We start from the raw sequence: 14,560 nt of genomic DNA, 5'->3' as shown, positions 1-14,560 counted from the left end.
GCGTTGGTGACATCGGGGAACAAAGAAAAACCACCGATCCGGGGCCGATTTCTAGAAACGCATTGCTAGAGGCTAGGTCAAGTGCTTCTCTAGTTGCTACAGGACCGGTACTCAGCGTGTACGGATTAGACGCCATGACGAGCCCCACTGTTCGACGCCGCCGCCTCTCCGCCGAACTGCGTCGGCGGCGTGTCCAAGCTGGAATGACACTCAGTGACGTTGCCGATGTGCTCGAATGGTCGCCGGCCAAACTCGGGCATATCGAAACGGGGATCCGCAAGTGGCCGTCGGTCATGGAGGTCTCCGCGCTGCTCAAGCTCTACGGGGTGACGGGCGGCCAACGAGAGGCCATCCTCACGATGGTCCGCGAGTCCCGCCTGCGCCCGTGGTGGACCGAGTACGAGGACGTGCTGTCCTCCGCCTACGTCGGGAACGAGGCCGGCGCGATCGCCATCGACACCTATGCCGGGATGCTCGTGCCCGACCTCCTCCAGGTGCCCGAGTACACCGCCGCGGTGGCGCGCGCCCAGGGGCGCGGTGAGCGGGCCGCGGAGCGCATGGTGGCCGCCTACCTCAAACGTCAGGAGGTGCTCGACCGCGACAACCTGCTGCGCTACCACGCGGTGCTGGAGGAGGACGCGCTGCGGCGGGTCGGCTCCGATCCCGACATGCTCCACACCCAACTGCGCCGCCTCATCGAACTGGCACGGGACCATGACAGGGTCACCATCCAGCTGCTGCCCACCGCGACCGGCCTGCACGCCGGTGCGGCGGGGCCGTTCACCGTGCTGGAATTCGACGAGGGCGAGGCGTCGCTGGCCTTCGTGGACGCCACCCACGGCGGCGCGATCGTGGAGTCGGAGGACGCGGTGAAGGACTGCCAGCAGGTCTGGCGGCAGGTGGTCGCCTCCGCGATCTCGCCCGAGGCCACGGTCACCACACTGAAACGCCTGTCCCTGCTGACCTGAACACCGGGCGACACGCCACCCAACGGTCGGAAACACGGGCACACCAGCAACGATCGGTCGAAGAGTCCCGAAACACACCGGGAGTCGGAGCCGGGGCCGTCGGTGTTGCTAGTCTGCATGGTGACAACCCCATAAAGTTCTCTAGTGACGCCTACCGCTCGGTAGACGGGGGAGACGCCCGGCACAGTTCGTCCGAGGCGATCCCACCCGGTCTGAAGAGTCGCGTGACGTCAACCGACCCGTATATCCGTGATACAAGAAAGGGTCCAACACCGTGAAGAAGATCATCGTCCTGGTGCTGGTGGCCCTCGGGGCGTTCGCCGTCTATCGCAAGATCCAGGCCGACCGCGCCGAGCTCGACCTGTGGACGGAAGCCACGGCGGCCAGCGAAAACTAGCAATACCACTGGTCGTCAGCCACGGCACGTCCGACGTGTCAGTGGCTGTCGACTGCTGTCCCTGGGGCCGTGGGCGGCGGTTTCGTCCCCTTACGACGCCCGCGCCTCCCGGGCCACCCCCGAAAACCGGCACCGGCCAGGTCCGGCAGAGCGGTATGCTCTGATCAGCCGCGTCTGGGGCCATAGCTCAGCTGGCAGAGCGCCGGTTTTGCATACCGGAGGTCAGGGGTTCGACTCCCCTTGGCTCCACCAACGAATACGCAGGTCAGACGACCTGAGCGGGGATCCTTCGGGGTCCCCGCTTTCGTGTACCAGGGGCTCAGTACACATTTAGTACACATGCGCTCTAGGCCGCGCGCTTCCTCGACTTCGCCTTGGCCGCGTCCTTCGCCTTGCGTAGCGCGGCAGCGCGCCCACTGCTCAGCTTCGACGCGACCTCATCGAGGCGATCGGGGAACAGGTGCCCGTAGTGGTCGAGGGTCATGGTCGCCGTCTTGTGACCGAGCATCGTCTGAATGACCTTCACGTCCGCCCCAGCCGCGACCGCATCGGCACGGCATCGTCGAGGGCACCGGCCTCGGTGACGACGGCGATCGCGTGCTCGTAGTGCTCGCATGCGCTGCTGAAATCGCCGCGCATGGCGATCCGATCCGCCAGCTCGGTCAGGGCGAACGAGATCCCCCACCGGTCGCCGATCGCGCGGAACTCCGCGAGCGCCGTTTCGAGATACTCCTCCGCGTCCGGTCCTTCCCAGCCGAACCGGATCCGCATCTTGCCGAGCTGCAGCCGGGCCAGGGCACGGACCCAGGGGTCCTCGTCGGCGAGCAGCGGTTCGAATGCGGGCAGGAACGCCTCCGGCGCCTCCAACATGCGTTCCAGTGCGACGGTGAGCCGCACCGCCGGGTGGCGGCTGCGGGCACGCCGGCTGATCTCGTGCACCCCGCGGATCCACTTTTCCGCCTGGTACTGGTCGTTCGCCCGCCCGGAGGTCAGGAACCCCGTGGCGAACGCGTACACCACGGCCCGGACCTCGTCGGGCACGTCGCCGGGCGTGGCAGCGGCGGCCATGATCAGCTCGCTGCCCTCGGCCTTGTGCCCGCCGAGCCACCAGTACCAGCCGGCGGCCGCTGCGAGCCGCATCGCGCCGTGCGCCTCCGCCGCCGCGAGCGCACCGCGCATCGCAGCGGAGGTGTTGCCGTGCTCGCTCTCCAGCGCGGCAAGCCATTCCAGCTGCTCGGCGCGGCGAAGGTGCGGTTCCGCGGTTTCGGCGAGTTCGGTGAAGAACGCGAGATGCGCCTGGCGCGCCGACTCCGATTCGCCGGCCTCCGCCAGACGGTCGGCCGCGTACTCCCTGATCGTGCCGAGCATCCGGTAGCGCGGGACACCGTCTCCCTCGGCGACCACCAGCGACTTCTCGGTCAGCGTGGTGAGCAGCTCCAGCACCTGCCGCGCCTCGACCCCGTCGCCCGAGCAGACCCGCTCGGCCGCCTCCAGGCTCGCGCCGCCGGAGAACACCGCGAGCCTGCGCAGGACCGCCCGCTCGGCGTCGGTGAGCAGCTCCCAGCTCCAGTCGACCACCGCACGCAGCGTCCGGTGCCGCGGCAGCGCGGTGCGGCTGCCGCCCGTCAGCAGGCGGAACCGGTCGTCGATCCGGTCGGCGAGCTGGCCGAGGGACATGGTGCGCAACCTGGCCGCGGCCAGCTCGATGGCCAGCGGCATCCCGTCCAGGGCCCGGCAGACGCGCGCCATGGTCGGCAATGCGCGGACGTCGGTCGCCAGCTCCCTGCGCACCGCCCCGGCTCGGTCCCGCAGTAGCCGGACCGCCGGAGCGGATTCGATCGCGCCGGGGGCGGCGTCCTCCGCGGGGAGGGGCAGCGGCGCGACCGGCCACAGCGCCTCACCGGTGATTCCGAGGGGTTCCCTGCTCGTCGCGAGGATCCGCAGCCATCGGCACTCGCCGAGCACCCGATGCGCGAACGCCGCCGCGGACCCGATCACGTGCTCGCAATTGTCCAGGATCAGCAGTGCCTCGCGCTCGCGGAACGCGGCGATGACCCGCTCCGTCGGCTCCGCGTCCGGTGCCTCGCCGAGCAGAGCATCCCGCAGGCCGAGCCCGGTGAGCGTCGACTGCGCCACGTCACCGTCCGCGCCGATGGACGCCAGCTCCACCAGCCAGGCCCCGTCCGGCAGGTCGCCGAGGAGCATGCGCGCGGTTTCCGCGGCCAGCCTCGTCTTGCCCGAGCCGCCCGGCCCGACCAGCGTGGTGAGCCGGTGGTCGGTGACGAGTTCGCGGACCGCGGCGATATCGGCGTCCTTGCCGACGAAGCTGGTCAGCTCGGCACGCAGGTTGGTTCTCCGGTGCTCCTCCCGCTGACCAAGCTCGCCGCGCAGCAGCGCGACATGCACGGCGGACAGCTCGGGTGAAGGGTCGACGCCCAACGCGTCGGCCAGGGCCTGTTTCGTGTGCTCGTAGGTGAGCAGCGCCTCATTGCCGCGGCCGGTCGCGGCGAGGGCGCGCATCAGCGCGGCGACGAGACGCTCGCGCAGCGGGTGCGCGGCCACGAGGTCGGTCAGTTCCGCGACCAGTTCCGCGCCGTGGCCGAGGCGGATCTCCGCATCGAACCGGTCCTCCAGGGCGCTCAGGCGGAGCCCTTCGAGCCGGGTGACCGCCGCGTCGAACGCTGCGCTGTCCGGCGAACCGACATCCTGCATGGGCGCACCGCGCCACAGCGCGAGGGCTTCACGCAGCAGCCGTACCCGACGAAGGCCCTCGTCGGTGCGGGCCTGGCCGACGAGGCGTTCGAACCGCACGGCGTCGACGGCGTCGGGCGCCACCCGCAACCGGTAGCCGTCCCTCCGTCCCTCGACCGCCCCTTCCGGAAGCACATTCCGCAGCCGGGATACCAAGCGCTGCAGGGCGTTCGCAGCACCCGCGGGCGGGTGCTCCCCCCAGATCCAGTCCATGAGCGCCGCCTTCGGTACCACACGCCCCGCTTCGAGCGCGAGGGCGACCAGCAACACCCGCAACCGTGTCCCCGGAACGTCGGCGAAACCGCCATCGCCCCTGCGGACCTCGAACGGCCCGAGTATCCCGATCTGCACCCGGCTGATTGTTCCACGGCCGACCGACGGCCCTCCGGCCACTGACGCGGCGCAGAAAGCCTCCGGGGCAACGGCTCTGACCGGTTCGCCTGGCACTCACTTCACCTCGCCGGCCATTCCTCCCACCGACCGGCTCTGGGCGTCCGCCAGTGGCGCGCACGGTGCGCCACCTTCGAGAAGGCAGTGGTGCAAGGGGTGGGGGTCCGGCTGCCCACCGTCTTCGGCCCCGCCGCCGCCCCGACCGCCGACGACCACGGCGTGGTGAGCGCGATGGTCCGGCGCGCCCTGGCCGACGTCCCGCTGACCCTCTGGGGGTCCGGCGGCGTCCACCGGGACCTGCTCTTCGTCGAGGACGCGGCGAGGGCCGTCGTTGCCGCCGCGGACCATGCCGACGTGCTTGCCGGGCGGCACTGGCTGGTGGGCACGTGGCGGCCGACCCGGCTGAGCGACCTCTTCGCCGCCGTCGCCGTCGCCGCCGTCGCCGCCGCCGTCGCCGAGGAGAGCGGGCGTCCTCCGGTGCCTGTGGTGAGGGTCGACCCGCCAGACGGCGCGGCCGCGACCGACACGCACAGCTTCACCGTCGATCCCTCGCGGTTCCACCGCGCCACAGGGTGGGTCCCTCAGGTTTCCCTGGACGAGGGGCTGCGCCGGACCGTGAGCTTCCTGACGGGTAGGGCCTGACAGCGGCGCCTCACTCCGCAGCCTTCGTCGGCACGGGCGTGACCAGGTCCTGGGCATCGGGAAAGTAGTGGCCGATGACGCGTTCACTGATCCCTGCCCGGGCCGCAACCTCGGTCCGCCGCACCCGTTCGGCCCCGGTGTCGGCGGCTACGGCGCGGGCTGCCGACATGATCTGCGACCGCCGCCGGTCGGCGAAGGTGCGCGTGCCGCCCCGCGCGCCCCCCTCCCCCAGGGGGCCGGGGCCGTCCCCGGGATCAGACCGCTTCAGGAACGGTGCGACGATCCCCGGGCCGACCGTGGCCAGCAGCCACCCTGCGCGCTCGACCCCCACGTCGGTACAGCCGTAGACCTGGTATCCGGCAGCTGTGGACATCTCCACGCTCGCCAGGCCCAGTCGGCGCTGGAGCAGTGATTGCCGCAGGGTGAGGCCGCTGATCGCCTTGCACTTCAGCGCGGCCAGATGACGTGGCATGACGCCGGAGCGGGTCACCAGGTACCCGCCGGTCACCGTGTAGGCCATGGCCCGGTAGGCAAGCCAGGCGCGCAGCAGCGCCGCCGGAAGCAGCACCGGCAGAAGCGCGGGGCCCAGCCAGGCCGGTACCGGCGCGACCGCTGCCCCGAGCGCCCAGACCGCTGCCGCGGCGCCCAGGGAGGCCAGGGCCGCCCAGAGGAGGCGGCGGCGCAGCGCCGCCCGGGGGTGGGCCGCCAAAGCGGCCTCCAGCGGCCGGTCGCCCTGGAGCGCGGCGGCAGCGACGCGCCGTGCCTGCCCGATGGGCGCACAGGGCAGGATCGTGCTGGCGCTGCTCTCCTCCCAGCTGTCCTCGGCCAGCCCAGTGGAGACGACCCCGACCTCGCCGGCGCCCAGCCACCGCCATCGCAGGGGCTCGATGATCTCCACGCCGCGCAGCCGGTGGTCGTCCCGGCTCACCTCGCGGGTTTTGAGCAGGCCCTGGCTGCTGCGTAGCGCCGTGCCCCGAGCGGTCGTCCCCCGGAAGAGCCGGTACCGCCAGTGCTCGGAAACGAACAGGGCGGCGAAGGAGAACAGGCCGAACAGGCCGAGCACGGCGACACCCGCCAGCACGGCGGGGAGCCCGTGCCGCGTCACCAGCCCGTAGCCGGCGGCGATCCACCCGTTCACCAGCGGCCCCAGGCCCAGCAGCCAGGACACGATGTAGCCGATGCCCAGCAGGATCAGGGGGACCAGGAACATCCAGATTCCCACGACGTTCAGCACCACCCAGGACCAGTGGAACCGGGCCAGTTCCTGGACGTCCGACTCTGGCGTCCGGCCCGGCCGCGCCGGGCCGGGGTCGGCGCCCGCATCGGCTTCCCCGGCGCCGAGTAGCTCTTGGCGCAGCCGTCGGGCAGTGTCCGGCGACACCGCGTCGATCTCGAAGGCGGCGTCGGCCGCTCCCTGCTGGCCCGCGCCGATGACCACGAGCCGCAGCCCGGCCAGGCGGTGCCGGAGCTTGGCCGAGATATCCACGGCGCGGATCCGGTCCCGGCGCACCGCCCGGTGGGAGCGGACGAACAGGCCCGTGCGCAGCTCGACGTGATCAGGGGTGATGCGGTAGCGGGTGCGCAGCCAACGCACGAAGTCCCGGGTGGCGGCACCGACCCCGCTGACCAGGACCATGCCTACACCCAGGTAGAGCCCCCAACCCGCGTCCACACCGTAGAGGACCCACACGAGTACGGCGGGGATGAACGATACGAGGGCCCACAGGGCGTCGACCCACACCATACGGACGTCGAGGCGCCGCCAGGGGGTGTCGGCTTCGGACGGTGCAGGTGCCGATGTCGGTGCGCGTGTCGGCGCAGGTGTCGGCTCACCGGGTTCGGTGGCAGCGGTCATGTCGCGTCCCCTGGTATGGCCTGGGTCAGTTCGCTGATGTACTGGGCGGCCTCCGAGGCGACCTCGTGGTTCAACCCGGGGATGGCGACCGGTCCGTAGGACGAGGCGGTCGTCACCACGAGGGTGGACAACCCCAACAACTGCTCCAGCGGGCCGCGCGTGGTGTCCACAGTCTGGACACGGGCCAAGGGGGCGACCTTCCACTGTCGAATGAACCACCCCGAGCGGGCGTAGACCGCCGCCTCGTTGGCCTCCCAGCGGTGTACCGCGTACCGCCAGACGGGCACGACCACCGCGTAGAGCGCGAACAGCGCGGCGAGCGCGGTGGCCGCCCCGAGCGCCCAGGGGCGGTGATCGGCCAGCCAGGGCCAGAACCGCTCGGCGATCAGGAAGGCGGCCAGCGGGAGGCCGACGTAGCCTGCGATTCCCAGGAGCGACCGCAACGTCCACCACACGATCGCGCGCTGTTCGATGCGGTGGCGCGGCGGGCGTAGGCAGATCGGATCTGGATCCTCATCCAGCCAGGTGATCACGCTTCGGTGTTCGACCATGATGTTTCTTTCCGTACCGTTGTGACTGGCTTGCAGCACTGGTGCGGCGGGACGATCCGAAGGGTCCGCGGCGAGGCTTGCGCTGGTCGGCGCCCAAGCGTGGGCTGCCTGCGTCTTTAGCTGCTTTCCCGCACTGTGCGCGGCTCTCGCGGAGTGGAGACACCGGGACGTTCACCCGGAGTGCGACGGACCCTCTGTGGATCGGAAGACGAATGCGTTGCCGGTGATGATAGCGCAGGGGCGAACACGCCCTAGCGTTTCGAGCCGTTAATCCGATGAAGGTATGAGGTGATGGTCTCGAAGATCTCCTCGGCGGTCCTGGCCACACGAACGGATTGGGATCTTCATTCCAGCCGTCGATCCATGCCTGCACTGCCAGCTCCGGCTCTTTGGCCGAGGTGTGACTTCCCCGCAGGATCATCCGGCGGGTGATCTCGGCGAAGAACCGCTCCACCGGATTCATCCAACTGGAGTAGGTCGGGATGAAATGCAGATGGAAGCGGGGACGGGCCAGCAGCCAGGTCGAAGACGGGGGTGCTGCCCGAGGCGAGCGTCTCGAACATCCGCGGGGTGCGTAGCCGACCCCCGGCGACCAGTGGACGCACCAGCACGGGTGTCAGGGCGGCCGCGCCCATCTCGGCGATGTTGCGGTCGAAGGGAACGGGCGGATGCACGTCCACGCCCATGGCGCGTAGCAGACCGGGTTCGTTCGCGGTGGCGGACTCGTACCCCGGGCAGGGCGGCCCGTCCCACCAGCGGCCGCAGGCACGCAGCCGAGTCATCGGGGGATCCGCGGCACGCGCGGCCTCGACCGCCCTCACCAGGCTCTCCCACCGGTACCAGTTGCTGCCGATGTACTGGATGTCGCAGTCTCGCGCCCCGGGGCCACCGAAGTCCGCGGGTGCGACGACCTTCTCGGGAAGCCCATAGCAGCTGAAGTACGTGGCGCCGCCAGGCAGGGATTCGGGCAGGCGGGGCTGGAGGACCAGGTCGCTGCGGGTCCGGTACAGCTCGTGCCAGCTCTCCGCGGGATAGCCGGCGGCCGAGTCGTCCCCGAACGGAGAGGTGGCGGGGCCCAGTGGGTGTCGAAGTCAATGATCGCCTTGCGGTGCCGGGGGAAGCGCCCCGCGAGGGAGAGTTGCTCGTCGTCCAGGTACTGGCGGGCTTCGAACATGAAGACCAGATGGGTGCCCCAGGCCAGGTCGTTGCGGACGGGTAGGCGCCGCCCCACCCTGTCGTCGAACCAGGAGAGCTGCCGCGAAACCGCGATCTCACAGCCGAGAGTGGGTGCGGCGGCCACGTACTCCGCCAGGGTGTGGCTGTACCCGGCGTTCCAGTGGAAGTTTCCCGAAACCAGGATTCTCGTGGTGCTCATTGCGGATGACACCCGGCTTGTCGCGTTGTCGGGTCGTGCCGGGCCTGTCAGCCGCGGGCTTTGCGCGGGGGGCAGCGCTTCGGGGATCATGGAGCGGGACGACGGCCCGAGAGACCGCCGGGCACGCCGCGGGGCGCACCGCGGGTCGGCCTGAGCACGGGCCGTACACGACGCGGCACCGACCCGAACTGAAGGACACCCGATGGCCACCTATGCGACCCTCCTGCTCCCTTCGGCCAACCGCGTGTACGCTGACTCGTCGGCGCGTCTGATGACGGCGGAGCTGGGGGTGCTCAACCGCGCCGCGCTGGAGGGCCGGATATCGGACATCAAGCAGACCTCGATCGGCGGAGTCCCCTACCTCACCTTTGAGGCCGACGAGCTTTCCGAGGCCGATCTGGCATTATTGGCGAACCTTTCCTCGATCTACGGAATGTTCCGCATCGAGGGGGACCTGCTTGCACCGAAGGAGCTGCACAGGCTCGATCTGTACGATGATGATCTCATCACGATTCAAAAATACCAAGGCAAGACCAACGAGCAGTTCACCAAATTGCTGCTCAATGTCACCCTGTGGAGTTCGAATTTCGCCGGTGAGATGGCCCGGCGTCGATTCTCGGTGCTCGATCCGCTGGGCGGCCGGGGTACGACCCTGAACCAGGCGATCATGTACGGCTACGATGCCGCCGGCGTGGATATCGACAAGCGCGACTTCGAGGCCTACTCCGGCTTCATCCGCACCTATCTGAAGCGGAAGCGCCTGAAGCACCAGGCCGAGGTGGCCCCCGTGCGCCGGCAGCGCCGGGTCCTGGGGCGCCAACTGGAGGTCACACTGGCGCCGAGCAAGGAGCGTTATAAGGCCGGCGATACGCAGCGGCTGAGCTTCTGCAACATCGATACCACCGAGGCCCGGGACGTCTACGCCGCGGGCTCTTTCGACTTGCTCGTGACCGATGCCCCCTACGGCGTGCAGCACGGCAGCCGCACCGAGGGTGAAGGCCTGCGGCGCGCACCGCTGGACCTGCTCAGGGCAGGGCTTCCGGTGTGGATGGAGTTGCTGCGCTCCGGCGGTGCGATGGGCATCGCGTGGAACACTCTGGTGGCCAAGCGCGAGGAGGTCGCCGCCGAGCTGCGCGCGGCTGGGCTGGAGGTGTTCGACTCCGGCCCCTACCGGAATTTCGAGCATCGGGTCGACCAGGCGATCCTGCGCGACGTGATCGTGGCGCGCAAGCCCTGACGGAGGCCGCCTCCGGGCCTCGAGTCGTGGCGCGTTCGGGCGGTGACTTGGATAGATATTCGTGGGCACCGCCTACGCCGACCGTCTCTCCTTCCACAGAAGCGTGGAGACTCTGTGTGAGGAGGGTGTGCGTGTACTGATCGGCCCCGGGTTCTGCCGGTCGTATCCGGCCTGGCGCGGGGCCGAAGCGCACAGCCGGTTTTCCGGGGCGTAGGCGTTGGATGAACTGGGGAAGGTGTGAGCGGGTGTCAGACTCCCGTTATGGCGCAACTCAACGGCTCGCCCGCCACACCTGATGAGCTGCAAGCACTGGCCCTGACCAACTACGGTCACTTCACCACCATGCGGGTCGAGGACCGGCGTGTCCGCGGTCTGTCCCTGCACCTGGAGCGGCTCGTCACCGACTGCCGCGAGCTGTTCGGCACCGAGCTGGATCCCCACCGCGTCCGGGATCTCATTCGCTGTGCCCTCGGTCACGAACGCGGGGCCGTCATCGTTCGGGTCACCGTCATCGTTCGGGTCACCGTCTTCGATCCCCAGCTTGAGATCGGGTCCCCGGCGGCACGGGCAGAGCCGCATATCCTCGTCACCACCCGCACCGCCGGGGCCGGGCCGCCGGCCCCGATGAGCGTGCAGACGGCCGTCTACGCCCGCGATCTGCCGTCGGTCAAACATGTGGGACTCTTCGGCCTGCTCCACCACCGCCGAAGCGCCCAGATCAACGGCTTCGACGACGTTCTCTTCACCAGCGGCTCGGGGTTCGTGTCGGAGGGCGCGACCTGGAACATCGCCTTCTTCGATGGCGAGCGCGTCATATGGCCCGACGAGCCGGTGCTCCCGGGCGTGACCATGCGACTGCTGAAGGATCTTCACGGGAGCAGTGTGGACGTCCCGGTCAACCTCACGGATGTGCCGCGCATGCAGGCGGCGTTCGCCACCAACGCGTCGGTGGGTGTGCGCCCGATCAGCGCCATCGACGGCGTACGGATGCCGCCGGACCACCGCTTGTTCAAGATCCTTCGGAAGGAATACGAAGAGCTCCCCCTGGAGGGCATCTAGTCGCGGGCCGCGTGGGGTCGGTAGTTCCGGGCGCCGACATGAGGCGGGATGTGGACGGATACCCCGTGGGGCCAGCACTCGCGGGCGGTGGCGAGCTGGAGCCAGAGGCATCGCGGGAGCGGGCTTGCGGGGTCGGTTGGATCTTTCCGCGACTCCGGTGGGCGCCCTTGTGTCGTCATTAATCCCAAACGGCGTGCCCCTCGAATCCAGCGGGTTCATGGGGGGCTGAAGCAAGGGAAAATCCCAAACGCAGTGCTATCCCCGCTCGACTCTCGCACGCTTCTACGTTGGCCAGTGCCCGGTGGGCGACACCGCCGGGAGTGACCCTTTCCCGTGCGGCGCTGTGCCGGCGCCGCACGCCGTACCGAAACCGTGGGAGTTGCGCATGGAGCGGAAGCTGTTGTTCGTGACCGTGGCGGCGCTGGTGGCCGTGATCGTGGCCCTTCTGGCGGGGATCCTGATGACCCTTGGCGGGGCGGGTGCGCCGACAACGATCCTAACGGGGGTGGCAGCCTTCGGCGCTACGCTGTCGCTCGTCCTTCGGGTCATGTCCACTCTCGGGCTCGTGTAAAGGTGCGCGAGACGAGGGGCGCCATGGCGGACGGAGAACGCTACCGGTGGGGAGTGAGTGTGAGAAGTCCGGCTGACGTGGCGCCCCACGTCCGGCGACTGGTGCAGGGTCTGAGCAACCCTCTCAACGAGCACGACGCCTGGCGCATCGTCGTCTCCCTGGTCTACGGGCGCTGGGCGGCACAGCAGGACGATGGCCGGGAGTCTCCCCGGCCGACCTGGTCGTGGCTCGTCGCCGTAGCCGAGCGCGAGCCCCGGGTGGGGCCGCGCGTTCGAGAGTTCCTCGACCACTGGCTGCCGCGAGACGCCGCCCCCAACACCCCCGACGCAGGCCAGGCCGATGTGCCGAGCCTTCACCCGACCGTCGACAACGAACTGCGGGGCCTGATCTCGACCATCAACAGGGCGGACAGACTGGACGACCTCTTCGAACACTGCTTGAGGGAGCTCTCGGACTCTCAGGCGAAGGGCGGGCACTACTTCACCCCCCGCGACATCGCCCGGCTGATGGTGGAAGCGGTGCAGCCGCGTGACGCGCACCGGATCTGCGATCCTGTCTGCGGTTCAGCGGGCCTGCTGATCGAAGCCGTTCGCTACCTGCGCCGACACACATCCCTCGATGTCCGGGCGCGACTGACCGGCCAGGACCTGCACGCAGGCACCCTGCAGATCGCGCAGATGAACCTCGAAGCCCATGGCGTCAAGGCCGACCTGGCACCACCCATGGACAGCCTCGCCGAGCCGATGACCGAGCCGTTCGACATCGTGCTCGCCAATCCGCCGTTCAACATGCCTTCCTGGACGGCCGACGCGCCGAATCCTCACGACCCGCGATGGAGCGACCACGTTCCCCCGCCGCGCGGCGACGCGAATTTCGCCTGGCTCCTGCACATCGTCCATGGCCTGGCACCTCACGGACGAGCCGCGGTGCTGATGCCCGACGGCGCCGCGACCAACCGCCGCAAGGCCGATCAGAGCATTCGCGAGGGACTGGTCCGCGATGACCTGGTCGAGTGCGTGGTGGCGCTTCCGCCGGGACTCTTTCCGCATGTGCGGATCCCCTGCTGCCTGTGGCTGCTGAACCGCGACAAGAGTCCACAGGGTAGGGGCGGAACCGACCGGCGCGGCGAGGTCCTGTTCATCAACGCCCGGAAGGTATCCGAGCAGATCGGCACCAGCCGCAGATGGCGGCTGGAGCGGGACGGCACCCAACGGATCCTGCACACGTTGGCCGCCTGGCGAGGGGCGCCGCGCTTCGCTGACGTCGATGGCGCCGAGGGCTATCAGGATCAGCCCGGGTGGTGTCGGTCCCGCTCTCTCCACGAGCTTGTGGACGGGCACTGCGATCTGCTGCCGCCCAATCACGCCGTCGACCCGAGCGACACGGGTGCCGACTCCCGGCAGCGCATAGCCCAGATCAGATGGGAGCTCTACAAGAAGCTCGAAGAAGCGTGGAATCTGGACATCGAGCTGCGAAGGGCCTTGGACGAGCTATGACGCACGACTGCGCGGCCACCCCTCCGCTCTTTCCCCTTCCCCAGGCGCCAGGGCTCTTCGAAGGATGGAGCCATGCCACGGTCGGCGGTCTGGCGGACGCGACGGCGACATACGGGCTCAACGATGAGCCCCGGCCCGCCGATCAGACGATCGTTCGGGCGGGAGATATCCGCGGAGGCCGCATCACCGCGGAGCACGCCGCGGATCCCGTACGTCCTGCAACGGCGACCGAGCGGGCGATTCTGCGCGAGGGCGACCTGGTCCTCGTTCTGGTCGGCGCCAGGGTCGGGGAGACCGCTCTGGTCACGCCGCTGCACGACGGCTGGATCGCAACGCGCTCCGTCGGCATCCTCAGATCCACGGACCACAGGACCATGCGCTGGCTGAGGATCTGGCTCCATACACCGGCCGCCCGCGCGCAGATCTCCCGCGAGACGTCGGCACACGTCGAGGCGACGCTCAGCATCGACGCGCTGAAGAAGCTGCCGGTGGCCGTTCCGCCGCAGGAGCAGATGGATACGATCTTCCGCCTGTTCGACCTGATCGCAGCGAAGATCGAACTCAACGTGGGGATCGCGGCCGACGCCGTCGCCCTGGCCGACGCCCACCATCGAGAACGGACGCGGCACCGAGCAGGCTGGACGGCCTGCACGTTCGGAGCGGTGACCGACGCGGTGACCGGCAAGAAGGCCCCTGCCAAGCCGTCCACCGACAGCGACGTCGTCACCGTGCCACGCGTCGCCGCGGCCCACGTCCTGGAAGCCCCACTCCCCTACATCGTCGAGGCGGGCGACCATGGGCATGCGGAGCCGCGATCGGTGTGCGACCCGGGAACGATCCTGGTCGCGCCCCGCCCCGAAGGAGCCGGAGTCGCGGTCACCCTGATCTCCATGGCCCCGAATCGCGGAACCCTGGCAGTACGTCCGGCCGAGAGCATCGACCAGTGGTGGCTCCTGCACGAGCTCCGTTCCCGAAGCGATGAACTGTCACGGGCCGCGCAAGGGCGACACGGCCGCGAGATCAGTCGGCGCGCCTTCTCCCGCCTGGAGGTCGCATGGCCCGAACCCGAGGTGCGGCAGCGGTTCCACCAGGTGGCGGAACCGCTGCACCGGCGGGCGCTGCATGCGCTCGACGAGAACCGGACTCTGGTAGAGCTCCGCGACTCGCTGCTGCTCGATATCTCGCGGGCCCCGCGGAACGGCGCCTCCCGGGACACAGCCCTCTGATCGGGTGACGCTGACTCCCGCGTGGCGGTGTCCCCGGACGCG

Annotated in this window: 12 protein-coding genes and 1 tRNA gene; 9 read left to right on the top strand and 4 right to left on the bottom strand. The window is 69.5% G+C overall.

All coding sequences use genetic code 11. The features are described from left to right. Window positions 1-134 precede the first annotated feature (134 nt). The 3 genes from HNR23_RS22040 to HNR23_RS22035 all read left to right on the top strand — a co-directional run bounded on the left by HNR23_RS22040 (window position 135) and on the right by HNR23_RS22035 (window position 1,617). Window positions 135-968, top strand: a complete 834-nt coding sequence (locus HNR23_RS22040) for a helix-turn-helix domain-containing protein (protein WP_184078326.1) — start codon at window positions 135-137, stop codon at window positions 966-968. Between the two features lie 274 nt (window positions 969-1,242). After that, window positions 1,243-1,365 (top strand): DLW-39 family protein, encoded by a 123-nt coding sequence (locus HNR23_RS26385; protein ID WP_017595396.1) that lies wholly within the window; start codon window positions 1,243-1,245, stop codon window positions 1,363-1,365. A 176-nt stretch (window positions 1,366-1,541) separates the two neighbouring features. Then, window positions 1,542-1,617, top strand: a tRNA-Ala gene (locus tag HNR23_RS22035). Between the two features lie 94 nt (window positions 1,618-1,711). Here the strand turns inward: HNR23_RS22035 and HNR23_RS22030 are convergent. Both HNR23_RS22030 and HNR23_RS22025 read right to left on the bottom strand, forming a co-directional pair. Then, window positions 1,712-1,873: a hypothetical protein gene (locus tag HNR23_RS22030; RefSeq protein WP_246421827.1), complete on the bottom strand. Its 162-nt coding sequence runs from the start codon at window positions 1,871-1,873 to the stop codon at window positions 1,712-1,714. Window positions 1,874-1,887: 14 nt separating this feature from the next. Beyond that, entirely contained in the window at window positions 1,888-4,467 is a 2,580-nt protein-coding gene (locus HNR23_RS22025) for a BTAD domain-containing putative transcriptional regulator (RefSeq protein WP_184078324.1), read from the bottom strand. A 186-nt stretch (window positions 4,468-4,653) separates the two neighbouring features. Between HNR23_RS22025 and HNR23_RS22020 the strand changes: the two genes are divergently transcribed. Continuing rightward, window positions 4,654-5,148 carry an NAD-dependent epimerase/dehydratase family protein gene (locus HNR23_RS22020; RefSeq protein ID WP_221308215.1) on the top strand — a complete coding sequence of 165 codons (495 nt, stop codon included), beginning with the start codon at window positions 4,654-4,656 and terminating at the stop codon, window positions 5,146-5,148. A gap of 10 nt (window positions 5,149-5,158) precedes the next feature. On the opposite strand, the gene HNR23_RS22015 is transcribed toward HNR23_RS22020, so the two are convergent. Together HNR23_RS22015 and HNR23_RS22010 are read right to left on the bottom strand one after the other, a co-directional pair. Continuing rightward, complete coding sequence (locus tag HNR23_RS22015) at window positions 5,159-7,003, bottom strand: PH domain-containing protein (RefSeq protein ID WP_184078321.1); 1,845 nt, start codon at window positions 7,001-7,003, stop codon at window positions 5,159-5,161. Next, entirely contained in the window at window positions 7,000-7,554 is a 555-nt protein-coding gene (locus HNR23_RS22010; RefSeq protein WP_184078319.1) for a PH domain-containing protein, read from the bottom strand. The genes HNR23_RS22015 and HNR23_RS22010 overlap by 4 nt, the downstream gene beginning before the upstream one ends. A 1,577-nt stretch (window positions 7,555-9,131) precedes the next feature. On the opposite strand from HNR23_RS22010, the gene HNR23_RS22000 reads away from it, so the two are divergent. From HNR23_RS22000 to HNR23_RS21980, 5 genes are all read left to right on the top strand, one after another. Then, window positions 9,132-10,166, top strand: coding sequence for a TRM11 family SAM-dependent methyltransferase (locus HNR23_RS22000; RefSeq protein WP_184078317.1), 1,035 nt, complete (start codon window positions 9,132-9,134; stop codon window positions 10,164-10,166). Between the two features lie 261 nt (window positions 10,167-10,427). Beyond that, entirely contained in the window at window positions 10,428-11,225 is a 798-nt protein-coding gene (locus HNR23_RS21995; RefSeq protein WP_184078316.1) for an aminotransferase class IV family protein, read from the top strand. A 385-nt stretch (window positions 11,226-11,610) separates the two neighbouring features. Further along, window positions 11,611-11,796: a hypothetical protein gene (locus HNR23_RS21990; RefSeq protein ID WP_184078315.1), complete on the top strand. Its 186-nt coding sequence runs from the start codon at window positions 11,611-11,613 to the stop codon at window positions 11,794-11,796. A 77-nt stretch (window positions 11,797-11,873) separates the two neighbouring features. Beyond that, on the top strand, window positions 11,874-13,292 hold the full coding sequence (locus HNR23_RS21985) for an N-6 DNA methylase (RefSeq protein ID WP_184078314.1): 1,419 nt from the start codon (window positions 11,874-11,876) through the stop codon (window positions 13,290-13,292). After that, the gene (locus tag HNR23_RS21980; protein ID WP_184078313.1) at window positions 13,289-14,518 is read left to right on the top strand and encodes a restriction endonuclease subunit S; all 1,230 of its coding nucleotides are present in this window, start codon (window positions 13,289-13,291) and stop codon (window positions 14,516-14,518) included. Before HNR23_RS21985 ends, HNR23_RS21980 begins: the two co-directional genes overlap by 4 nt. Window positions 14,519-14,560 lie beyond the last annotated feature (42 nt).

The sequence above is a fragment of the Nocardiopsis mwathae genome (genome assembly GCF_014201195.1).
Classification (GTDB): Bacteria; Actinomycetota; Actinomycetes; order Streptosporangiales; family Streptosporangiaceae; genus Nocardiopsis_C; species Nocardiopsis_C mwathae.
This window is presented reverse-complemented; position numbering and strand designations above follow the sequence as displayed.